Origin of the sequence: Bradyrhizobium genosp. SA-4 str. CB756 (assembly GCF_000473125.1) — a bacterium.
In the GTDB taxonomy this organism is placed as follows: domain Bacteria; phylum Pseudomonadota; class Alphaproteobacteria; order Rhizobiales; family Xanthobacteraceae; genus Bradyrhizobium; species Bradyrhizobium arachidis.
Genome location: NZ_KI421499.1, coordinates 8,485,269 through 8,507,284, shown reverse-complemented (window position 1 = coordinate 8,507,284; position 22,016 = coordinate 8,485,269). Strand labels below are relative to the sequence as shown.

At 64.6% G+C, this 22,016-nt stretch carries 22 protein-coding genes; 11 read left to right on the top strand and 11 right to left on the bottom strand.

What is annotated here, in order from left to right; translation table 11 throughout:
- Nucleotides 1-7 precede the first annotated feature (7 nt).
- Both BRAGE_RS51005 and BRAGE_RS0141050 read right to left on the bottom strand, forming a co-directional pair.
- Complete coding sequence (locus BRAGE_RS51005; protein ID WP_084334951.1) at nt 8-1,453, bottom strand: MFS transporter; 1,446 nt, start codon at nt 1,451-1,453, stop codon at nt 8-10.
- Between the two features lie 3 nt (nt 1,454-1,456).
- On the bottom strand, nt 1,457-1,933 hold the full coding sequence (locus BRAGE_RS0141050; protein ID WP_027564147.1) for a MarR family winged helix-turn-helix transcriptional regulator: 477 nt from the start codon (nt 1,931-1,933) through the stop codon (nt 1,457-1,459).
- A gap of 383 nt (nt 1,934-2,316) precedes the next feature.
- On the opposite strand from BRAGE_RS0141050, the gene BRAGE_RS0141040 reads away from it, so the two are divergent.
- Nucleotides 2,317-2,673 carry a hypothetical protein gene (locus BRAGE_RS0141040; RefSeq protein ID WP_027564146.1) on the top strand — a complete coding sequence of 119 codons (357 nt, stop codon included), beginning with the start codon at nt 2,317-2,319 and terminating at the stop codon, nt 2,671-2,673.
- Between the two features lie 4 nt (nt 2,674-2,677).
- Here BRAGE_RS0141040 and BRAGE_RS0141035 read toward each other — a convergent pair whose 3' ends face one another.
- The 9 genes from BRAGE_RS0141035 to BRAGE_RS0140995 all read right to left on the bottom strand — a co-directional run bounded on the left by BRAGE_RS0141035 (nt 2,678) and on the right by BRAGE_RS0140995 (nt 11,600).
- A complete protein-coding gene (locus tag BRAGE_RS0141035) occupies nt 2,678-4,969 on the bottom strand; it encodes a TonB-dependent siderophore receptor (RefSeq protein ID WP_027564145.1) in 2,292 nt (763 codons plus the stop codon).
- A gap of 104 nt (nt 4,970-5,073) precedes the next feature.
- Nucleotides 5,074-5,949, bottom strand: a complete 876-nt coding sequence (locus BRAGE_RS0141030; protein ID WP_027564144.1) for a helix-turn-helix transcriptional regulator — start codon at nt 5,947-5,949, stop codon at nt 5,074-5,076.
- Between the two features lie 139 nt (nt 5,950-6,088).
- Nucleotides 6,089-6,802 carry an ABC transporter ATP-binding protein gene (locus BRAGE_RS0141025; protein ID WP_027564143.1) on the bottom strand — a complete coding sequence of 238 codons (714 nt, stop codon included), beginning with the start codon at nt 6,800-6,802 and terminating at the stop codon, nt 6,089-6,091.
- A complete protein-coding gene (locus tag BRAGE_RS0141020; protein WP_027564142.1) occupies nt 6,795-7,562 on the bottom strand; it encodes an ABC transporter ATP-binding protein in 768 nt (255 codons plus the stop codon). Before BRAGE_RS0141020 ends, BRAGE_RS0141025 begins: the two co-directional genes overlap by 8 nt.
- Nucleotides 7,555-8,499 carry a branched-chain amino acid ABC transporter permease gene (locus tag BRAGE_RS0141015; RefSeq protein WP_027564141.1) on the bottom strand — a complete coding sequence of 315 codons (945 nt, stop codon included), beginning with the start codon at nt 8,497-8,499 and terminating at the stop codon, nt 7,555-7,557. Before BRAGE_RS0141015 ends, BRAGE_RS0141020 begins: the two co-directional genes overlap by 8 nt.
- Nucleotides 8,496-9,413, bottom strand: a complete 918-nt coding sequence (locus tag BRAGE_RS0141010; RefSeq protein ID WP_027564140.1) for a branched-chain amino acid ABC transporter permease — start codon at nt 9,411-9,413, stop codon at nt 8,496-8,498. The genes BRAGE_RS0141015 and BRAGE_RS0141010 overlap by 4 nt, the downstream gene beginning before the upstream one ends.
- A gap of 490 nt (nt 9,414-9,903) precedes the next feature.
- Nucleotides 9,904-10,122 (bottom strand): hypothetical protein, encoded by a 219-nt coding sequence (locus tag BRAGE_RS0141005; protein ID WP_027564139.1) that lies wholly within the window; start codon nt 10,120-10,122, stop codon nt 9,904-9,906.
- 1 nt (nt 10,123) lies between these two features.
- Nucleotides 10,124-10,783 (bottom strand): acyl-homoserine-lactone synthase, encoded by a 660-nt coding sequence (locus tag BRAGE_RS0141000; RefSeq protein WP_027564138.1) that lies wholly within the window; start codon nt 10,781-10,783, stop codon nt 10,124-10,126.
- An 88-nt stretch (nt 10,784-10,871) separates the two neighbouring features.
- Nucleotides 10,872-11,600 carry a LuxR family transcriptional regulator gene (locus tag BRAGE_RS0140995; protein WP_027564137.1) on the bottom strand — a complete coding sequence of 243 codons (729 nt, stop codon included), beginning with the start codon at nt 11,598-11,600 and terminating at the stop codon, nt 10,872-10,874.
- A 167-nt stretch (nt 11,601-11,767) separates the two neighbouring features.
- On the opposite strand from BRAGE_RS0140995, the gene BRAGE_RS55415 reads away from it, so the two are divergent.
- The 10 genes from BRAGE_RS55415 to BRAGE_RS0140945 all read left to right on the top strand — a co-directional run bounded on the left by BRAGE_RS55415 (nt 11,768) and on the right by BRAGE_RS0140945 (nt 21,999).
- A complete protein-coding gene (locus tag BRAGE_RS55415) occupies nt 11,768-11,944 on the top strand; it encodes a hypothetical protein (protein WP_035730623.1) in 177 nt (58 codons plus the stop codon).
- A 387-nt stretch (nt 11,945-12,331) separates the two neighbouring features.
- Entirely contained in the window at nt 12,332-13,270 is a 939-nt protein-coding gene (locus tag BRAGE_RS0140985; RefSeq protein ID WP_027564136.1) for a LysR family transcriptional regulator, read from the top strand.
- 143 nt (nt 13,271-13,413) lie between these two features.
- Complete coding sequence (locus tag BRAGE_RS0140980) at nt 13,414-14,292, top strand: shikimate dehydrogenase (protein WP_027564135.1); 879 nt, start codon at nt 13,414-13,416, stop codon at nt 14,290-14,292.
- A 55-nt stretch (nt 14,293-14,347) separates the two neighbouring features.
- Nucleotides 14,348-15,478, top strand: a complete 1,131-nt coding sequence (locus tag BRAGE_RS0140975) for an ABC transporter substrate-binding protein (protein ID WP_027564134.1) — start codon at nt 14,348-14,350, stop codon at nt 15,476-15,478.
- Nucleotides 15,479-15,715: 237 nt separating this feature from the next.
- Complete coding sequence (locus BRAGE_RS0140970) at nt 15,716-16,591, top strand: branched-chain amino acid ABC transporter permease (RefSeq protein ID WP_027564133.1); 876 nt, start codon at nt 15,716-15,718, stop codon at nt 16,589-16,591.
- The gene (locus BRAGE_RS0140965) at nt 16,588-17,586 is read left to right on the top strand and encodes a branched-chain amino acid ABC transporter permease (RefSeq protein WP_027564132.1); all 999 of its coding nucleotides are present in this window, start codon (nt 16,588-16,590) and stop codon (nt 17,584-17,586) included. Before BRAGE_RS0140970 ends, BRAGE_RS0140965 begins: the two co-directional genes overlap by 4 nt.
- Nucleotides 17,583-18,326: an ABC transporter ATP-binding protein gene (locus BRAGE_RS0140960; protein ID WP_027564131.1), complete on the top strand. Its 744-nt coding sequence runs from the start codon at nt 17,583-17,585 to the stop codon at nt 18,324-18,326. The genes BRAGE_RS0140965 and BRAGE_RS0140960 overlap by 4 nt, the downstream gene beginning before the upstream one ends.
- A 12-nt stretch (nt 18,327-18,338) precedes the next feature.
- The gene (locus BRAGE_RS0140955; RefSeq protein ID WP_027564130.1) at nt 18,339-19,076 is read left to right on the top strand and encodes an ABC transporter ATP-binding protein; all 738 of its coding nucleotides are present in this window, start codon (nt 18,339-18,341) and stop codon (nt 19,074-19,076) included.
- Entirely contained in the window at nt 19,073-20,131 is a 1,059-nt protein-coding gene (locus BRAGE_RS0140950) for a Gfo/Idh/MocA family protein (RefSeq protein ID WP_027564129.1), read from the top strand. The genes BRAGE_RS0140955 and BRAGE_RS0140950 overlap by 4 nt, the downstream gene beginning before the upstream one ends.
- Nucleotides 20,128-21,999 carry a bifunctional sugar phosphate isomerase/epimerase/4-hydroxyphenylpyruvate dioxygenase family protein gene (locus tag BRAGE_RS0140945; protein WP_027564128.1) on the top strand — a complete coding sequence of 624 codons (1,872 nt, stop codon included), beginning with the start codon at nt 20,128-20,130 and terminating at the stop codon, nt 21,997-21,999. Before BRAGE_RS0140950 ends, BRAGE_RS0140945 begins: the two co-directional genes overlap by 4 nt.
- Nucleotides 22,000-22,016: the final 17 nt, after the last annotated feature.

Sequence of the window (22,016 nt, the reverse complement as noted above, 5' to 3'; positions counted from 1 at the left end):
CGCCCCGTCAGGGCGCCTTCGGCTTCTGCCTGAGGTAGAAGTAGGTTGGCACGAGGCCAAGGGCGACGATCGCGACCATCACCCACCATCCGCGCTGGAACGCCACGAGGCGCTCCGGCAACGATGAAGGTGAGCCGATGATGGCGACGAAGATCGCAACGCCGATCGCGAGCGAGGCCTGACGGATCATGTTGATCACGCCCGAGCCCGTCGCAAACGACGAGGGCGGCAGGCCCGCGGCGCTGACGCCCATCAAGGTCGGGAACGTCAAGCCGACGCCGATGCCGGTCGGAATCATGCCCAGGATCACGAAGGCCGGATGCGGCTCGGGGCCGATCAGGCTCGCCCAGGCGACCAGACCGGCAGCGAACACCACGATGCCGGCCGTGACGACGGGCGCAGCACCGAAGCGCGCGATCAATCGCCCGGCGAACAGCAGCGAGGTGATCGGCACCATCAGCGGCCCCGGCGCGATCGCAAGCCCGGTCTGCAACGCAGACCATCCCCACGCCGTCTGCTCCCACAGCGCGACCGACAGCAGCATGGCGCCGAAGGCGGCCGAGTACGGCGCCATCACCAGGGCCGCGCCAGTGAATTGGCGGATGCGAAACAGCGCCGGATCGACAAAGGGATTTTTCAGGCGAAGGCAACGCCAGACGAACAATACGAGCAGGATCGCGGCAGCCGCAAAGCTGTAGCCGATGGCCGGCGCGCGCAGGCCCCAGTCGCTGACCTTGACGATGGCGAAAGTCAGCGCGCCGATGCCGCCGGTCACCAGCACCGCATCGAAGAATTTGGGACGAGGCGCGTCATGGCCCTCGATCTCCGGCAGCTTCCACCAGCCGATCGCCATGGCCACGAGACCGATCGGCACGTTGACGAAGAAGATCCAGCGCCAATTGACGGCGACCAGCACGCCGCCGACGACCGGCCCGAGCGCGGCGGCAAGGCCGCCGATCGCCGTCCAGGTCCGCACCGCGCCGCCGCGCTTTTCCGGCGCAAACACCGCCAGCAGCAGACCGAGTGAGGTCGGCGTCATCAATGCGGCGCCCGCGGCCTGCACAATGCGAAACGCGGTCAGCATCTCTACATTGCTGGCGGCGGCGCAGGCGGCCGATGCCACCGTGAAGAGGCCGACGCCGAGCAGGAAGCTGAGATTTCTGCGATGACGCTCGGCCAGGCGGCCGAAGAACACCAGCAGCGCCGCATACGCGATGGCGTAGCCGTTCAGGACCCACGACATGTCGTCGAGGGAGGCACCCTTGAAATCCTGCCCGATGCTCGGGAGCGCGACGTTGACGATGAAGAGGTCGAGATTGGCAAGGCAGATGCCGACACAGACGATCGCCAGCACCGTGTTCGGCGACGTCGGCGGACGGGGAGGTTTGGGCCGCAGCGAGAGATCGTCAAGCGGCACGGCGCGAGCAAACGTCGCGCGTTCGATACTGTTCATGGATTATGCCTCTTCTTGCCGGTCGGCGATCAGCGACTGATCGCCGGCGATACCGGCGAGCACGTTCCGCAGCTCGGCAGCAGCCCGCTTGCCAAACCCGTTTTCGAATTTCTCCTGCGCCGCCAGCCAGAGCGGCCGCGCATCGGCAAGGCGCGAGCGCCCTGCCCGCGTCAGCTTCGCCAACCGGCTCCGGCGATCGGCCTCGTCACGCTCGAGCGTAACCAGGCCGTCGCGCTGCAGCGGCCGCAGGTTCTGGCCGATGGTCGACTGGTCCATCACCAGCGCTTCCGCGAGGTCGCCGATCGAGGGGGGAGCATCGCCGCGCCGATGGATCTCGGTCAGAAGGGCATACTGCGTCGAACGAAGGCCCGAAGGCTCCAGCGCGGCATCGTAGAACAGCGTCATGTGGCGCGATGCCTTGCGCAGGGCCAAGCAATTGCAGCGGTTTCGTTCGACAACAGGCAGATCTTGCTCAGCCATCTCGCCTCCAATAGCGGGATATCCCGATAAATTGGATAGATGGATATCCCGATATTATTCCGACGTCAACTGGGGCTGGGTTTTTCTGCGCTTGGCGGTTCACGCCTCACGCCCCTGTGAGACGACTTCGTCAACTTGTTCCGACGACATCACGCCGGTCGCGGACGAAGCCATTTTCCTCAAGGCGTGAAAACGGCCGGAAAGACACGAGGGCTATTGGTAGCTTTGATGATCAACACTGGAGTTCGATCATGTTCGGCCAATTGTTCAGCCTGATCTATCGCCTGTCCTGTCGGGCCACCCTGATCGAAATCGGGACGCACCGGCTGGCGCGGTAGCAAAGCGATTTGGGTAAGACCGACTGTCCGATAACGGGGATTGCCATGCGCAAGCTGATCCTGATCGCCGCAATGTCGGTGCTGGCAAGCCAAGCCTATGCGGGCGGATCGCGAAGTCTGAGCCTTGCCGCCACCAATGCGAGCCAGCAAGCGACCGAGCAGTCCGCGGCAGCGGTCTCACCGCAGACCTCTCAGGCGCCATCGCAGCCGGCAAATGCCCAGACAGCGACCACCGCGCCAACGTCCGCTCCGGCGGCCACGACGTCACCGGCCGCAACGGGTCCAGCTGCACAATCACCGGCGGCGGCGAGCACGACCGGAACCACCAAACCGAAGCGCCGCCAGCCTTCCGTCGAAACCCGCGTGGTGCGTGAGTTGCACCGCCACGGGATCTATTGGTGATCGCTCACCAGCGGTAGCCGAGCGTTGCGATGACGGTCAGCGGCGCGCCGCGGTAGCAATATCCGACCTGGCACGTGGTGTAGTGCAGATTGAACAGGTTCTTCGCGTTGACCTGGAACTGAAGTCCCTTCAGCTCCTTCGCCGCCTGGCCGAAATCATATTTCAGCGCCGCGTCGACCAGGGTCACCGAGCTGTTCTTGAACGTGTTGGCGTCGTCGCCATAGCTCCAGGACATGTAGCGCACACCAGTGCCGACGCTCAATCCCGCGAACGGGCCGGCCAGCGGCAGGGCGTAATTGCCCCAGAGCGTCACGGTATGCGGAGGATTGCCCGAGGGAAACTTGCCGACCAGCGAGCTGTCGCCGGCCTGCTTGGTCACCATGTCGAGATAGGTGTAGGACGAGGTGATGTCGAAGCCATTGCCGAGGCTCGCGAGCCCCTGCAATTCGAAGCCGCGGCTTTGAATCTCGCCGCGCTGGACCGTCACGCCCGTGCCGGTCGTGACCAGGCCGCCATCCTGGGTCAGGTCGAAGACCGCAGCCGTGATGAAGCTCCGCGTCCCCTGCGGCTGATACTTGACGCCGATCTCGGTCTGCTTGCCCGTGGTCGGCTTGAAGAAGGCGCCCGACGGATCGACGCCGAGATTGGGAAAGAACGACGTCGAATAGGCGACGTAGGGCGCAACTCCGGAATCGAACACATAGGTCAGCCCGGCTCGCCCGCTATAGGCCTGATCGGACTGCGTCTGATGGGTCAGCGCGAACAGATCCTCGCCCGTGGTGCGGACCCAGTCGCTGCGGCCGCTTAGTGTCAGGATCCAATGGTCGAGCTTGGCCTGGTCCTGGACGTAGACGCCGGATTGGGTCTGCCGCTGGGCTGTGGAGGACGAGATTACGGGATCGGGAATGGATTCCGGCGCATAGACCGGCGCGGCCAGATTGAGCGAGGAAACGCCGAAGCCGAAGCCCTGCATGTCGTTGAACGTCGACGCGGTGTAGTCGGTGCCGACCAGGAGGGTGTGCTGCACGGGGCCGGTGGAAAGCTTCGCCTCGACCTGGTTGTCGATGATGGCCGATTGCAGCGTGTCGTGGACGTAGCCGGTGTAGCGTGAGACCACGTCGCCCACGGGAGCGCCGAGAAAGCCCACGTAGCGGGTGACTGCATCGACATCGACGTAGCGGAATTTCTGACGAACGGTGACGGCGTTGTTGAACGCGTGCTCGAACAGATAGCCCACGCGTCCCTGCTCCTGGTCCAGCGAGTTGTAGGATGGACTGCCGGTGAAGATGTCGGTCGTCGTCCCTGTCCCCGTCGAGTAGGTGAACATGGATCCGGGCGTCTTCGATTTCTGGTAGGCGCCGAGAACCGTCAGGGTCGTCGATTGATCCGGCTTCCAGGTGACGGCGGGAGCGACATAGACACGATTGTCCTTGCCGCCGGGCACGAACACGTCGGCGTCGCGTACCACGCCGGTCAGCCGATAGGAAAATTGGCCGCCAGGATCGACCGGACCCGACAGATCGAAATTGCCCTGAACGCGATCACGGTCGCCGAACAGCGTCTGCACCTCGTGGAACGGTTGGCTGGTCGGCAGCTTGCTCTGCAGGTCGATCAATCCACCGGGCGAGCCGAGGCCATAGAGCGCCGAGCTCGGCCCGCGCACCACCGTGATGCTGTCGACGCCGTAAGGCTCGGTCTTGAACACGCCGAGACCGGCCCCGACGAGGCGTAAGCCGTCGAGATAGATGCCGTTGTAGGTGATGTCGAAGCCGCGGATCGAGATAGCGTCGAAGCGTGGATCGTAGCCGGCGGCATCGATGCGGACGCCCGGCTCATAGCCGACCGCTTCCGTCAGCGTCTGCACGGCGCGGTCGTTGAGCTCTTTGCGCGTCACGACCGAGATCGACTGTGGCGTCTCGAGCAATGGCGTGTTGGTCTTCGTGCCTGCGGAACTGCTGTTCGCCACATAGCTGTGCTCGCTCGACGCGTTGCCGCGACCGGCATCGCCCTCGCGCGTGTCCGGATTTCTGGCTGGGCCGGAGCCGGCATTGCGCTGTGCCGCGACGCGGCCGCGCTGCGATTGCGACGTGCGCTGTGAAGACTGGGCACGCGGACGCGGCTGGCTCGGTGTCTCCACCGTGACCGGCGGCAATGTCGCCGCCGTCTGACCCGAATTGGCCGTCGAGACCTGTGCGGCCGACGGGGCCGCGTGCAGGAGCATTCCCAGGCCGGCCGCTCCCAGACCAGTTCTCACCATCCATTCCCAGCCGAGCGTCTGGCCGTCGTTCCGCTTCATCGTCTTCCCCGAGCTCCGTGTTCGAACAACCGGGGAGTAACCAGATCGGGGCAGCCGCCGCCTTTGCGCGCGCGCAAATCACCTTTGATCGCGCGTGGAGGCTTTCAAGTCTGCTGACAGCGGCTCGGCGAATAGCCAAAGCGCCTGCGGAAGGCCGTCGCGAAATTTGCCGGATGGGCATAGCCAACCCGATAGGCCGCCTCGGTGACCGACAGACGCTGGCGAATCAGGAGGGCACGCGCGGCATCGAGCCGCTGGCCCCTCAGATAGTCGATTGCGCTGACGCCATAGGCCATCTGGAATTTCTGATTGAAGGACCGGCGGCTGAGCCCTGCGCTCCGCGCCAGCTCGTCGATGCTCCAGGGGTAGGCGAGATCGGCGTCCATCCGCTCCTTCACCGATTGCAACCGCATCCGCTGGAGGTCGGCCGCCGGATCGACCGCAATCCGGCCGCGCTCGCCGAACAAGGCGTGGACGACGATCTCGGCCGCATGCGCCGACCGCAGCAATTGCGCCGCGTTTCCGGCGACCGGCGGCGAGAACATCTCGGCTGCAACGGTCTGTATGCGCGCAGACGCCGTCAAAGCGACGGTGGCTGTATCCGACCCGTCGCTCGCGAACAGCGCTCGAAACTCGTCCCCGAGTCCAAGCTCGTCGATGGAGGCCCGGGGAAGCGCCAGGCCGATCGCAGGATGCTCGGCACAGTGCACCGAGCGTTCGACGGCGAGAGCTTCGCGTACGGCGATTGCCGTCATCTGCCTTTCACCGCCGGGCACGCGCGTCAGAATGCCGCGGCCAGCGCCGTCGTCGAACGTCACGGTGATGAACAGGCCGGGGGCCACGACCGCGCGCCCGTCAGGGTCGGCTCGAAACTCACCTTTGACGAACACACAGCCCGGAAAATTCAGCCATTGGGCTGCTGCGGAGCCGATGATGTCATCTTCAGGCCGTCCGACAATTTGATCGTAGAAGTCCTGCATTGCATCCGCTTACGCCGCGGACTTTGGCCGCTGGCGGCGACGCGCTCAAGACCTCTGCGTCCAGTTTGGAGAGCTTCTGGATTGTGCTCGACCTCTACGCCTGCGGCAGATCGGCGCGCGCTGCGGATCAGGAGACGCGTCAGATGCCCAGATATTTGTGCTGCAGATCCTGCTCGGCCATCAGCTCGTTTGACGTGCCGCTCCACACCGTCTTGCCGCGCTCGATGATGTAGTGGCGGTCGCAGATGCGGGCGAGGTGATCGACGTTCTTGTCGACGACCAGGATCGACTGCCCGCGGCTCTTGAGCAGCGACAGGCAGTTCCAGATCTCTTCGCGGATCAGCGGCGCAAGGCCCTCGGTCGCTTCATCGAGGATCAGCAGTTTGGGATTGGTCATCAGCGCGCGGCCGATCGCGAGCATCTGCTGCTCGCCGCCGGAGAGCTGGTTGCCCATGTTGGCAGCGCGCTCGGCAAGGCGCGGGAACATCACGTAGATGGCGGCAAGCGTCCAGGGATTGGGGCTATCGAAGCGATCGGCGGCGGCTGCGACCAGGTTTTCGCGCACGGTGAGGTTCGGGAAGATCTGGCGTCCCTCGGGGACGAGGCCGACGCCGAGTTTTGCGATCCGATACGACGGAAGCTGCCGCACTTCGGCGCCTGCAAATCGGATCGCGCCCGATCGCGCCGGCGTCAGGCCCATGATGGAACGGATGGTGGTGGTCTTGCCCATGCCGTTGCGGCCCATCAGCGAGACCATCTCGCCTGCTTTGACCGACAGCGACAGGCCGAACAGCACCTGGCTGAGGCCGTAGCAGGTCTCGATGCCGTCGACGTCGAGCAGGGTGTCAGCCATGGTGCGTCACCACATGCTGGTCGCCGAGATAGGCGCGCTTGACCTCGTCATTGGCGCGGATCGCGGCCGGATCGCCGGAGGCAATGACGCGGCCATAGACCAGCACCGAGATGCGATCGGCCAGCGCGAACACGGCCGGCATGTCGTGCTCGACCAGCACGATCGAAACCTCTTTGCGCAGCTCCTGGAGCAGTTTCACCATGCGTTGGGATTCGGTGACACCGAGACCCGCCATCGGCTCATCCAGCAGCAAAAGCTTTGGCTTGCTCGCCAGCGCGACGGCAAGCTCGAGCTCGCGCCGCTCGCCATGGCTGAGCTTGTTCACCACGACATCGGCGCGATGGCCGAGGCCGACGCGATCGAGCGCGGCGTGCGCGGCATCGCGCAGGCTCCTCTCCTTGCGCGCATTGGCGAAGAAGCGGAACGAGGTGCCGGCATGCGCCTGTGCCGCCAGCGCGACATTGTCGGCGGCGGTGAAGTCGAGCAGCAGCGAGGTGATCTGGAACGAGCGTGCAAGCCCCAGCGCGCAGCGGCGATAGGCCGGCAAGTAGGTGATATCGCGTCCCGCCAGCGAGACACTGCCGGAATGCGGTTCGAGATGCCCGGTGAGCTGGCTGATCAGCGTGGTCTTGCCGGCGCCGTTCGGGCCGATGATGGCGTGCAGCTCGCCGGCCGAAACGTCGAGCGAGACGTTGTCCGTCGCAGTGATGCCGCCGAAGCGGCGCACCAGCTTCTCGACGCGGAGCAAGGGTTCAGCCACGGCCCGCCCTCCCCAGCATGCCCATGATGCCGCCGCGGCCGAACAGCACGATCAGGAGCAGCAGCGGCCCCATGATCAGCGCCCAATATTCGGTGATCTGCGACAGGAATTCTTCTAGCAGCAAAAACACCACCGCGCCCATGACAGGACCGAACAGCGTGCCCATGCCCCCTAAGATCACCATCACCATGAGGTCGCCGGAGCGCGTCCAGTACATCACGGCCGGGCTGACGAAATCGGTGTTGTTGGCGAGCAGCGCGCCGGCGAGGCCGCACATGGTGCCCGATATGACGAAGCAGACCAGCTGGTAGCGCTTGGCCGGGAAGCCGATCGCCTGCATGCGCTGCTCGTTCGAGCGCAGGCCCTGCACCACGAGGCCGAAGCGCGAATTGACGATGCGCCAGATCAGGAAGATCACGGCGAACAAGCAGGCGAGACACAGATAATAGAACTGCGTGCGGTCCGACAGGTTGATCAGCCCGGAGAAGTCGCTGCGCTTGTAGACGGTGAGGCCGTCATCGCCGCCGTAGCGCGCGAGGCCCGAGGCGACGTAATAGGCCATCTGCGCAAAGGCGAGCGTGATCATGATGAAATAGACGCCGCGCGTGCGCAAGGAGAGCGCGCCGATCACGAGCGCGTAGATCGCGGACGCTGCCAGCGCGACCGGAAACTGGATGAAGCCGGAGCCCACGCCTTCCTGCGCCAGCATGCCGACCGCGTAGCCGCCGATACCGAGATAGGCGGCGTGGCCAAAGCTCATCATGCCGCCAAAGCCCATGATGAGGTTGAGGCTCGCGGCCGCCAGCGCCAGGATGACGATGCGGGTGAACAGGGTCAGGATGAAGATGTTGCCGGAGAGGTACGAATAGAGCGGCAGCAGCACGAGACCCGCCAGCATCAGGGCCGTGACGGCCTTGCTCACGCTCAAACCCTTCATCGACGGTTGGCCGGAAACAGCCCCTCCGGCCGCACCACCAGCACGATCGCCATCAGGAGATAGATCAGCATGGACGACAGCGCGGGGGCGGCAGTGGAGGCGGCGGCGCCGCTCAGCACCTGCCGCAGCAGATTGGGCAGGAAGGCGCGGCCGAGCGTATCTATCATGCCGACGAAGATCGCGGCGAGGAAGGCGCCGCGGATCGAGCCGATGCCGCCGATCACGATGATGACGAAGGCGAGGATCAAAATGTTCTCGCCCATGCCGATCTGCACAGTGAGGATCGGCGCCTGCATCAGCCCGGCAAGGCCGGCGAGCGCGGCACCCAGGCCGAACACCAGCGTGTAGAGCAGCTTGATGTTGATGCCGAGCGCCCCGATCATCTCGCGATTGGAGGCGCCGGCGCGAATGAGCATCCCGATGCGCGTGCGCATCACGCCGAGATAGAGCAGCAGCGCCACCAGCAGCGCCACGATGATGATGGCGAGTCGATAAGCGGGATAATGAATGCCGGGCAGGATCGGCACCGGCACGGTGAGCCAGGCCGGCAGCGGCAGCGCGAGGCCCGCCGGCCCCCAGATCAGCCGCACCGCTTCATTGAAGAACAAGATCAGACCGAAGGTCGCGAGCACGTGGTCGAGATGATCGCGGCCGTAGAGATGCCGCAGCGCCGTCATCTCCAGCACGATGCCGAGCACGAGCGTCGCCCCTAACGCCATCAGTGCGCCGAGTAGGAAGCTGCCGGTCCACGCCGCGAAGGTCGCGGCGAAATACGCGCCCATCATGTAGAGCGAGCCGTGCGCGAGGTTGACGAGATCCATGATCCCGAACACCAGCGTCAGGCCGGCGGCGAGCAGGAACAGCAGCAGGCCGAACTGCAATCCGTTCAAGAACTGTTCGACGACCAGCAGCATCAAAACTCTTTCAGGCGCACGCGATATCGCGCCGATGTTCGAACACAGTCGCCATCAGTGAAAGAGCTCCCCCTGCCTCTTCAAGGCGGAAAAATGGGTAATGGCAGTATCGTTCCGAGGCAAGAGCGATTCGACACCAAACATGCACTTTGTTGCATGCCGATGCATGCGATCAAATGCTGCCTTGCAAGAAGGCTGCCGCGCAGGATGGGTCAACCTGCCGCAGGCTTACCGCGGACGAGAAGCGGGTTCTTCCCTGCGGTCCATCCTTCGAGACGCCCGCTTTGGCGGGCTCCTCAGGATAAGGACGGCGTGCGCGGCAACCATCTCAACGGGCACCGAGGCTGCCCAGCCTCATCCTTGGGAGCTTGCGAAGCAAGCGTCTCGAAGGACGAGGCGCGCGAAGACTGTCGCCGGAAACCATATGCGATCGCCCTCTCCCGTTGCCGGGGAGAGGGCGTGTGCTTCGTCGGAATGTAGGGCGATGCGCCTAGTGCGACGTCATCTGCTGGGGAAGATCGTCCGGTTCGGCGAGCACGCTGTTGGCCGTCGAAGCCTCCAGCGCCGCCATCCGGAACAGATAGGCGAGCGTCGCCAATCCGGAATCGTCCGCCATCTGCGCCAGCTCGAGCGCCATGTCCGACATGTAGCCGAGATTCTCGTCCTTGGTCTGCGCCACGATCTGGCTGTCCCGCATCATGTTCGACATCTCAGGCGCTCTTTCGTTGCGCGGCAGCGAGGCCGCAAAGGTTGGCACGGGCGATGCAGTCGATCCGCGGACCGTCCTGGCGCACGACATCCTTCATCCCGATCCGCTCGCGCACGACATCGAGCGATTCCTGGCGAACCTCGATGGTCGCCGCCATGGTCCAGGAATCCTCGATCAGCGCCGGTAATCCCAGCGGGGTGACGACGAAGCCGATGTCGTGGAAGCGCGGCAGCCACCACGTCTCCATGACGAGACAGAGCCGCTCGATCCCCTGATCGAGACAGAACTCCTGCGCCGCCGCCATCAATTGCAGATTGAGCGCGCCGTCGCGGCGCTCGCGCGACACGAAGAAGCGCGACCACTCCCAGACCAGCGCGTCCGCCGGGCATCCCCGCACCGCGGCCAGATGCGGGAACACCTCGCTCATCATGGTCGGCTTGGTAGTAGGGTACAGCCGATAGCCGCCGAGCACGCGGCGGTTCTCGAGCGACAGCAGGTAGATCGAATCGTCATTGTCGTAGGCGTCGATCTCGCGGCCGTCGGGTTTGCGCAGCGCCTCCCACTTCCGTTCCTCGACAAAAATCTCGTGGCGCAGCCTGAAATGCTGCTCGAGGACATCCTCGTAGAGGTGCCGGTTTGCGGCAGAGATCACATGAATCATCGACTCCCCCATGGCTTGAAATAATGGGGGAATCCTCATGGAAAACGCCGGGAGCGACTATTGGGAAATTTCCCAGTACGCGCCGATTTCAGGGCGTGATGATTCTTTGCCGGATCGCGAGCGCAACCGCGTGCGTGCGGTTGACGGCGCCAAGCTTGCGCGCGGCAGTTGCAAGATGCTCTTCGGCGGTGCGCTGCGTGATGTGCAGGATCTCGCCGATTTCCCAGGCCGACTTGCCCTGCGAGGCCCAGGCGAGCACCTCGCGCTCGCGCGGGGTGAGACGCGCTGACGGATGCGGCGCCGGCGCGAGCAGACGACGAATGTGGTCGAAGCCATACATCGCGATCAGGTGCAGCGCCGGCTTGCTGCGGGCGTTGAGATCGAGGTGGACGCCGCCGAGCGAGACGCCCGCTTCATAGCCGGTCAAGCCGTGGATCGGCACCACGAAACCCCGCGACATGCGGAAATCGGCCGCCCGCCGCATCACTTCCGCAGCACCCGGCTCGAACTCCGCATCGTAGGGGGCTTCCGACCATTCGAACGGATTCACTGTGTGCCGGCACTTGCGGATCACGGGATCGACGCGGTCGTAGCTCTTTTCCGTGTAGAGGCTGAACCACTCCGCCGGCCAGCGCTTGGCAAGCACCATCTGGGCGAAGCGCTGATCGGGATTGGGCAGACCGGTGACGATGATGTGCTCGAAACCATACCGGCTGAACGCGGTCGCAAGCGCGTCCATGGTGTCTGGAACCTTGGTATGGGCTCCCAGACCCTCGATGAAGTCGAGCGCTTCCCGGCCATAATCTACGGCGGACATCGGTGCGTTTCCTGACCCTCGACGTCCGCTATAGCACGTATTTGGGGGCTCCCTCAATTCGCCGCTCCCGTAGTTTTCCGGTGCCCACGCGCTCTGAACATTTAATCTACTTGTGGAAGAAGTGACGTCAAGATACACCTGCAAGCGTCTGAAGCGGGAAAACCACGATGGAAGACGAGGACATCGCCCTCAACAGCGTGCTCGGCCTGGAATTGAACCGCGTGTTTTTCGCCGTCCGTGAAACGGCAAACAAGCAGAAGATCATCGAGTTCGCGCGCGAGGTGCTGCAAAGCGAGCGCACCAAACCGGCAGACACCGCCTCGCCCGAAGGCCCGGCGAGCTAGTCCACGCAGTTGAAGCAACGACGCCGATGGAACAGATCGCGCGACGACGCCACCCTTCCATTTGAACGCGCAGATTTTAGTCGAAACACTCTGACCGCGAAGTTATCCCTCCTTCTCCCCTTGTGGGAGAAGGTGGCGCGAAGCGCCGGATGAGGGGCCTCTCTCCACGAATCCAAACCCGCATCTGAATGTTGCGGAGAAATACCCCCTCACGCGTCTCGCCGCTCCGCGGCGAGCCACCCTCTCCCACAAGAGGAGAGGGTAAGCGAGCGCAACGCGCCATCATCCACACCACCACACACTTGCCGCTGGATGACACCGCGGCTCTCGTGAGATGATCGCCGCCACGATCTCTTTCGGATGCCAATCCTCTCGGATGCCACGACCATGATGACGCTGCGCCAGGTGGAAGTGATCCGTGCCGTGATGGTGACGGGCACCATCGGCGGCGCGGCCAAGCTGCTCAACGTGTCGGCGCCGGGGATCAGCCGCCTCGTCAAATACACCGAGCGCTCGCTCGGCATTCGCTTCTTCCAGCGCCAGAACGGGCGCTACTTCCCGACGCCGGAAGCCGAGAATATTTTCGAGCAGATCAACGGCGTCTACAAGAAGGTCGACGATCTCTCCGAGATCATCTCCAAGATCGGCCGCGGCGGATTGTCGGAGCTGCGCATCGGCTCGGTGCCGAGCATCTCGCAGGTGATGGTGCCGCGCGCGATCGAGCGGGTCCGACGTCGCTATCCCGATCTCGGCATCGACATCAACATCCTCAAGCTCGAGGAAGCGATCGACTATCTCCTGCTCGGCCGCGGCGAGTGCGTGGCGATGAGCTACCGCCTGGAGCATTCCGGGCTCGACTTCATGCCGCTCGCCTCGGGCGAGCTCTACTGCATCGTGCCGCCCGGCCACGAGCTGGCCGGCCGCAAGCAGGTCTCCGCCGCCGAGATCACCCGCTATCCGCTGATCGGCATCGATCCCAACGACCCCTACGGCCGGATCATGGCCGAGATCTTCGCGCGCCACCGGCTCGACTACAACATCACCATCCGCGCGCGCTTCGGCACCACGGTCTGCGCGCTGGTGAAGGCGGGGCTCGGCATCGCCATCATCGACCAGTTCACCGTGGCCCATGGCGGCTATCCCGGCATCGAGCTGTTGAAGATCACCGAGCCGACGCGCTTCGATACCTATATCGCAGTCAAACGCGGCGCACCGCTGTCGCTCCATGTCGAATATTTCATCGAATCCCTGCGCGCCGAGATGCGCGCGGTCGAGCCGTCCCGCGGCAACGGCAAGACCGCCTCGGCACGCGGACGCAAGAAATAACATGATGTTAGGTTTGCTGGATAAATGGGTAATTGTGTTAGGCGGAGGAAAGGCTATCGTTACGGTTGGAAGCCCCTTGGAATTGCGCGGGTTTCCCCGCTAATGGCCGATACCGAACGCTCCCAACGAGACGATAGCGAACCATGTCAAAGCGCGGATACGCCGCCAGCAAGAAGCTCCTCACCGGCCTGATCGGCGCGCCGATCGCGCATTCCGCGTCCCCTGCGATGCATGAGCGCGCCGCCGAGGCGCTTGGGCTGCGCGGCCATTACCAGCTCATCGAGGTCGCCGGTGCGGACGCGACCGGCCTCAGCATGATGCTCGAGGGCGTGCGCCGGCTCGGCTTTGCCGGCGTCAACGTCACCTTTCCTTACAAGGAGGCCGTGGTGCCGCTGCTCGACGAATTGGCACCGGCTGCGGCGACCATGGCGGCGGTCAACACCGTCGTCGTTAGGGAGGGCCGACTGATCGGCCACAATACCGACACGACAGGCTTTGCGCGCGCCGTCAAACCGCTGCTGGCTCCTGCCGGAAATGCCGTGGCCGTCATCGGCACCGGCGGCGTCGGCAAGGCGATCGCCTTTGCGCTGGCAAGCCTGAAGGTTGCGGATCTCCGCATCTTCGACAGCGAGCCGGCGCGGGCCGAGAAACTCGCCGCGCTGCTGGCCAGGCATGGCGGCGCGCGGGTGGCCGGAAGTGTCGAGGAGGCGCTCGACGGTGCAACCGGCCTCGTCAACGGCACGCCGGTCGGCATGCTGCCGAACCGGGACACCCCGGTCGCGCCGGCGCTTTTGCGCGAAAACCTGTGGGTCGCCGACGCCGTCTATTCTCCGCTGATCACGCCGCTCCTTGCCGCAGCGCAAGAGAAGGGTGCGAAGATCATGACCGGCCGCGAGCTTGCGATCTACCAAGCCGCTGACGCATTCGAACTGTTCACAGGCCTTGCCCCCTCGACTGAAGTCATGGGAGAGGCTTTTGACGCCGTGATGGCCGCGCGCAGCGCCGCGTATCAGGCCGCTTGAAGCGAAGCGGCCGGACACAAGGCCGCTTGCAAAATTGAACCGGGAGGAGAGGACGATGAAATCAACGCTACTGGTGGGCGCGCTGCTCACCGCAATCACGACGGCGGGCGCCTTCGCCCAGGCGATCAAGCTCGCCGACGTCGCCGAACTCTCGGGCGGCGGCGCCACCGTCGGCACCAACTGGAAGAACGGCATCGACCTCGCCATCGAGGAGATCAACGCCAAGGGCGGCGTGCTCGGCCGCAAGCTCGAGGTCACCCACGCCGACTCGCAGTCCAACCCCGGCGTCGCCCGCGCCCAGGTGCAAAAAGCGCTCGATGCTGAACCCTACGTGCTGCTCGGGCCCGGCTATTCCGGCTCGGTCAAGGTCACCGCCCCGCTCGCGGCCGAAGCCGGCATCGCGCAGATCATGGGCGGCGAAGCCGCCGAGCTGACACAGGCCGGCAACAAGTTCCTGTTCCGCACCTCGTTCGGCCAGCAATCCTCGATGCCGAAGGTCGCCAAATACATCCACGACGAGATGAAGGCGAAGTCGGTCGCGGTGGTCTGGGTCAACAATGATTTTGGCCGCGGCGGCCGCGACGTCGTCGTCAAGGAGCTCGACCGGCTCGGCTCCAAGGTGGTCGCCGACCTCTCGACCGAAGCCGGCCAGGCCGACTTCGCCGCCGACGTCGGCAAGATCAAGGCGGCCAATCCCGACGCCGTCTTCGTCTATCTCAACGAGGAAGAGAGCGCGCGCATCCTCAAGGAGCTGAAGCGCCAGGGCGTCACCGCACCGCTGATGGGCGAGACCACGCTGATCGGCCAGAAGGTGATCGAGCTCGCGGGCGATGCTGCCAACGGCGCGCGCGGGCATGTCGGCCTCACCACCGACGCGCCGGTCGACCTGATCAAGGCGTTCCGCGAGAAGTTTTCGAAGAAGTACAATTACGTCCCCGATCATAACGGCCTGAAGGGCTATCTCGCCGTCTACATGGTGAAGGCCACCACCGAGAAGATGGGCAAGGTCGATTCCAAGGCGTTCGCCGACACGCTGCATGGATTGACGATCAAGGCCTCGGAGGAGCCCGGCATCCTGATGGACGTCACCTTCGATGCGAACGGCGACATCGATCGCCAGAGCTTTCTGGTCGAGGTGGTCGAAGGCAAGCAGGTCGTGAAGCAGGTGCTGCCGAAGGTGAAATGAGGCTCTTCGCCTCTCCCCGCGCCCATCTCGCCGAAGCTTTAGCGAAGGCGGATGCGGGGAGAGATCTCTGCTCTCCCTCTCCCCGCTCTTCGCGGGGCGAGGGTGGGGTGAGGGGTGCTTCCGCAGTCACGGTGACAATCGAATTCGCGGAGAGAGGCCCCTCACCCCTGCCCTCTCCCCGTAAGAACGGGGAGAGGGAGAAGAAAGAGCAGGGAGAGGGAGAGGAAAGAGGGGAACATGTCCAACCTATTCGATCTACTGGTCGCAGGACTGGCCACCGGCGCCATCTACGCGCTGGTTGCGGTCGGCTTCACGCTGCTGTGGCAGACCTCGCAGACCATCAATTTCGCGCAAGGCGAGTTCGTGATGCTGCCGGCGTTCCTGATGCTGGCGGCGATGCATGCCGGTGCGCCGTTCTGGCTCGCCATCATCCTCGGCATCCTGCTCTCGATGATCCTGCTCGGCCTCGCCTTCAAGATGCTGCTGGTCGATCCCATGATGCGCCACGGCGTGTTGCCGCTGGCAATCGCGACCATGGCGCTCGCCATCGGTATCAAGGAAGCCGTCAAACAATTCTTCAGCGCCGAGGCTTCGCCCTTCCCGTCGATCGTGCCGACCGGTGACATCTCCATCCTCGGCCACGCCGTTTCGCTGCAAAGCATCGGCGTCCTCGTCGTCGCCATCCTTGCCGTCCTCGGACTGACGACGCTGCTGAACCGCACCTCGCTCGGCCACCAGATGCAGGCAGCAGCGCAGAACCCGACGGTGGCGCGTATCATCGGCGTTCCGGTCGAGCGCATGATCCTCCTGACCTTCCTGATCAACGCCTTCCTGGTCGCACTGGCTTCGCTGCTGATCACGCCGATCTACCTCGCAAAATTCTCCTCCGGCGAAGTGCTGGGCCAGGCCGCCTTCATCGCGGCGATCGTCGGCGGTTTCAACCAGGTGCGCGGCGCGATCGCCGGCGGCCTCCTGATCGGCGTGCTCGACAATCTCGCGGCAAGCTATGTCTCGACGCAGTACCGCGCGGCGGTGCCGCTGATCTTCCTGATCGTCGTCATCCTGTTCCGGCCGCAAGGATTGCTCGGCCGCGCCGAGGAGCGCACGGTATGAGCGGCTTTGCCAAACCCCTGAAGATCGCGCTCGGCCTCATCGTCATCGCCGGCCTGATCATCGTCCCCATGAACTTCAACCGCTACGGTCTGTTCATCCTGAGCCAATGGGCGGTGATGACCATCGCCGCGATGGGCCTCAACCTCACGCTCGGCTATGCCGGACAGGTCTCGTTGGCGCAGGGCGCCTTCGTCGGCATCGGCGCCTATGCAGCGGCGATCATGACCACCCATGGCTGGCCGCTGCCGGCTGCGATCCTGGTCGCGATCATCCTTAGCTTCGCGGTCGGCTGGGTGCTCGGCTATCCCGCGCTGCGCGTGCAACACCATTACCTCGCTTTCGTCACCCTCGCCTTTTCGACGCTGGCCTTCCTCGTGTTCCGCAACGAGAGCTGGCTCACCGGCGGCATCTACGGCATTTCCAACATCCCGCGGCCGCACATCTTCGGGATTGCCACCAACAAACCGCTGCCGTTCTACTATGTCTGCCTCGGCTCGCTCGCGATCGTCTCGCTCGCGGTGTGGTGGCTGATCCGCTCGCCCTGGGGCCGCGCCTTCATGGCGCTGCGCGAAAATCCCTTGCGCGCGCAATCGCTCGGTATTGACACGCGGCGCTATACGCTGATGGCGTTCGCGATCGGCTCGGCACTCGGCGGCGTCGCCGGCGCGCTCTATGCGCCGCTGACGCAATATATCGACCCTGTTCCCTTCAACCTGTCGCTCTCGCTCGATCTTCTGATGATGGTGATCGTCGGCGGTGCCGGCTTCTATTTCGGCCCGTTCCTGGGGGCGATGATCGCGGTGCTGCTGCCGGAATGGCTGCGCTTCACCGAAGGCTATTACCTGATGCTCTATGCGGTCGCGGTGATGCTGCTGCTGATCTGGTCGCCGACCGGCATTCTGGGGATCCTCGATCGCTACATGGCCGCGCGGCGCACCAAGGCGGCGTCCGCGCTCCGCGCCGTCGCCAAATCCAGGCTGGAGACGGCGCAATGAGTGCGGTCCTCGAAGTCACTGACATCAAGAAGAACTTTGGCGGCATCAGCGCCGTCGACGGCGTCTCGTTCGACGTGCGCGAGGGCGAGATCCTCGGCCTGATCGGTCCGAACGGCTGCGGCAAGTCCACGCTGTTCAACTGCATCCTCGGCCAGCTCACGCCATCAGGCGGCGAGGTCAAGCTCGACGGCAAGACCGTCACGGGCCTCCGACCTTCCGAGCTCAACAAGCTCGGGGTCAGCCGCACCTTCCAGCTGTTGCAGGTGTTCCCAAAGCTCTCGGTGCGAGAGAACCTGATCCTCGCCGGGCAGGAGCACCAGGGCAACATGGCCTCGCGCCTCGTCGGCCGTTCCGATGCCGGGCTGACCGACGCTGCCAACCAGATGATCGGTTTCTTCAAGCTCGATCATCTCGCCGACGAGCCGGCCGGCGGCCTCTCCTATGGCCAGCAAAAGCTGCTCGACGCCGCCATGGCGTTCATGGGCGGGCCGCGCCTGGTGCTGCTCGACGAGCCCGCCGGCGGCGTCAATCCGTCGATGCTGGCGGACCTCAAGGACCGCCTGGTCGCGATCAACCGCGAGAAGAACGCGACCTTCGTCGTGATCGAGCACAACATGGAATTCGTGATGTCGCTGTGCTCGCGCGTGATGGTGATGGCGGAGGGCAAGGTGCTGGCGATGGGACGGCCCGACGAGGTGCGCAAAAACCCCGCCGTGATCGAAGCCTATCTCGGACATTAGGGAGAGCGAGCCATGAGCGCCCCGATCCTGTCGGTTCACAATCTCGTCGGCGGCTACGGCAAGATGACGATTTTGAACGGCACGAGCTTCGCCGTGCCGCAGGCGACCATCACCACCATCATCGGCCCGAACGGCGCCGGCAAATCGACGGTGTTCAAGGCGATCTTCGGCCTTCTGAAGCTGCGCGAGGGCAAGATCAACTTCGCCGGCCGCGACGTCACCAATTTGAGCCAGCGCGCACTGCTCAACGCCGGCATCTGCTACGTGCCGCAGGGCCGCAACATCTTTCCGGAGCTGTCGGTGCGCCACAATATCGAGCTCGGCGGCGTCGCCGCCGGGAAAGGCATCGACCTGCCGATGCGGATAGAGGCCGCGCTCGACCTGTTTCCCGCACTGCGCCGCAAATCGACACAGCAGGCCTCGACGCTCTCGGGCGGCGAGCAGAAGCAGCTCGAGATCGCCCGCTCGCTGCTGCTCGAACCGAAGTTGGTGCTGATCGACGAGCCCTCGATCGGCCTGTCGCCGTTGATGGTGCAGCAGACCTTCGATATCCTCAAAAGCCTGCGTGACCGCGGCGTCACGATCCTCATGATCGAGCAGAACGCGCGCTCGGCGCTGGAAATCTCCGATTTCGGCATCGTGCTCGAGCTCGGCCAGACCCGCATGGTCGACAAGGCCGACCGCATCCTGAACGATCCCCGCATCGGCCAGCTCTTCCTCGGCGGCGCGATGGAGGAGAGTGCGGCATGAGCGCGCGAATGCGCATCGCGGTCGCCGGCGCCGGCCTGATCGGCCGCCGCCATATCGAATTGATCGCGGCATCGCCGGATTGCGTGCTGTCAGGCATTGCCGACCCCTCGCCGGCCGCGAAGGACTATGCGCGGTCGCACGGCGTGCCCTGGTATGCGGACCACCGCGCGCTGCTGGAACAAGCGAAGCCCGACGGCCTCGTCATCGCCTCGCCTAACACGCTGCACCTGCCGATGGCGCTCGATTGCGCGGCGGCGGGCGTGCCGGCGCTGATCGAGAAGCCGGTGACTGAGACCGTTGCCACCGCGCAGCGCCTCTGCGCCGCGATCAAGCGCACCGGTGTGCCGATGCTGGTCGGTCATCACCGCCGGCACAATCCGATCATCAAGGCCGCACGCGAGGCGGTGACGACCGGCAAGCTCGGCCAGCTCACCGCCGTGGTCGGCCTATGGCTACTTAAAAAGCCCGACGATTATTTCGAGGTGGCCTGGCGGCGCGAGCAAGGCGGCGGACCGCTGCTGATCAACCTCATCCACGACATCGACAATCTCCGCTTCATCTGCGGCGAGATCGCCGAGGTGCAGGCGCTGACCTCGAACAAGGCGCGCGGATTTACCGTCGAGGACACCGCAGCGCTGCTGCTGCGCTTTGCAAGTGGCGCGCTGGGGACCGTCACCGTATCGGATACGACGCCGGCGCCGTGGAGCTGGGAGCTCTCCTCGGGCGAGAACGCTGCATACCCCAAGCAGGATCAGCCCTGCTACATCTTCTCCGGCACCGCGGGATCGCTGTCCGTGCCGAATATGGAGCTGTGGTCCTATGTGCGAGAGCCCGGCTGGTACGCGCCGCTGTCGCGCGAGAGCGTTGCGCCGCCTGCCTTCGATCCGCTGGTCGAGCAGCTCCGCCATTTCTGCGCGGTCATCGCCGGCCACGAACAGCCGCTGATCTCAGCCGAGGACGCGATGGGAACGCTCGCCGTCGTCGAAGCCGTCACCGAGGCCGCGCGCACGGGCCAGACTATCTCACCGGGGCGGATCATGGAGCAGGCAGCATGAACAAGCGCTCGATCGCGACCGTCTCTCTCTCAGGGGCGCTGGACGAAAAGCTCCGTGCCATCGCGTCAGCCGGCTTCGACGAGGTCGAAATCTTCGAGAACGATTTGCTGTCGTTCGGTTCGGGCCCGCGCGACATCGCAAAGCTCTGCGGCGATCTCAATCTCAAGGTTTGCGCATTCCAGCCGTTCCGCGATTTCGAGGGCATGCCGGAGCCGCAGCGTACGCGCAATTTTGCCCGCGCGATGCGCAAGTTCGATTTGATGCAGGAGCTCGGCACCGATCTCTTGCTGATCTGCTCGAACGTGTCGCCCGCCTCGCTCGGCGGCATCGACCGCGCAGCTGATGATTTCCGCGAGCTTGGCGAGCAGGCGGCCAAGCGTGGCTTGCGCGTTGGCTACGAGGCGCTGGCCTGGGGCCGCCATGTCAACGACTACCGCGATGCCTGGGAGATCGTGCGCCGCGCCGATCATCCCGCGATCGGCGTCATCCTCGACAGCTTTCACGCGCTGGCGCCGGGCTTCCCGGTTCGCGCGATGGCCTCGATCCCCGGCGACAAGATCTTCCTGGTGCAGCTCGCCGACGCACCAAAACTCGAGCTCGACATCCTGTCGTGGAGCCGGCACTTCCGCTCCTTCCCCGGCCAGGGCGACCTGCCGGTCGGCGAGTTCATGAAGGCGATCGCGGCGACCGGCTATGCCGGGCCGCTGTCGCTGGAGATCTTCAACGACCAGTTCCGCGCCGGCTCGGCCGCACAGACCGCGGTGGACGGCCTGCGCTCGCTGATCCTGCTGGAGGACCAGCTCGCGCCGGATTGGCCAAAGTTCGCCGGCGAGCCGCTGGCACCGAAAGCGAAAAGCGGCGGCACCGGGTTCATCGAGTTTGCCGTCAATGAGACCAAGGCCGGCGACCTCGCCCGCCTGTTCTCGCAGCTCGGCTTCCGCAAGAGCGGCAAGCATCGCAGCAAGGCGGTGGAGCGCTGGTCGCAGGGCAAGGTCGAGCTCGTGATCAATTGCGAGACCGACGGCTTTGCGCATTCGCACTACGTCACACACGGCCCCGGCGTCTGCGCCATCGCGCTCGACGTTGACAATGCCGGCCTTGCCATGCAGCGCGCCGAGACGCTGAAGGCGCGGACGTTCTACCAGCCGGTCGGTCCCGGCGAATTGGAGATTCCCGCGATCCACGGCGTTGGTGGCAGTCTCCTGTATTTCCTCGACCAGGCCGGCAAGAACTGGGACACAGATTTCGAGCCGGTGGCGAGCGATGCCGCCAAGGATGCCCTGCTCGCCGTCGACCACATCGCGCAGTCGATGCCCTATGACGAGATGCTGTCGTGGCTCTTGTTCTACACCGGCATCCTCGACCTGAAGCGGCTGCCGCAGATGGAGATCGCCGACCCCCGCGGCCTCGTGCAAAGCCAGGCCATCATCAACGCCGACCAGAGCCTGCGCTTCGTCCTCAACGGCTCCTCTGCCAACCGGACGCTGCCGGCGCGCTTCATCTCGGAGTTCTTCGGCTCAGGCGTGCAGCACGTCGCGTTCTCCTGCAACGACATCTTCGCGACGGTGGCGGAGATGCGCAAGCGCGGCGCGGATTTCCTGGACATCCCCGACAACTACTACGACGACATCGAAGCCAAATACGATCTCGCCCCCGAGCTGATGGCGCAGCTGCGCGCCAACCACATCCTCTACGACCGCGAGGGTGACGGCGAGTTCTTCCAGGTCTACACCCACATCTTCGATGAGCGCTTCTTCTTCGAGATCGTCGAACGCAGGAATTACCAGGGCTTTGGCGCGGCCAATGCCGGCATCAGGCTCGCGGCGCAGGCCCGCGAGGTGCGGCCCGCGAGCATGCCGAGGGTGTAAGGTCCTTTACCTCTCCC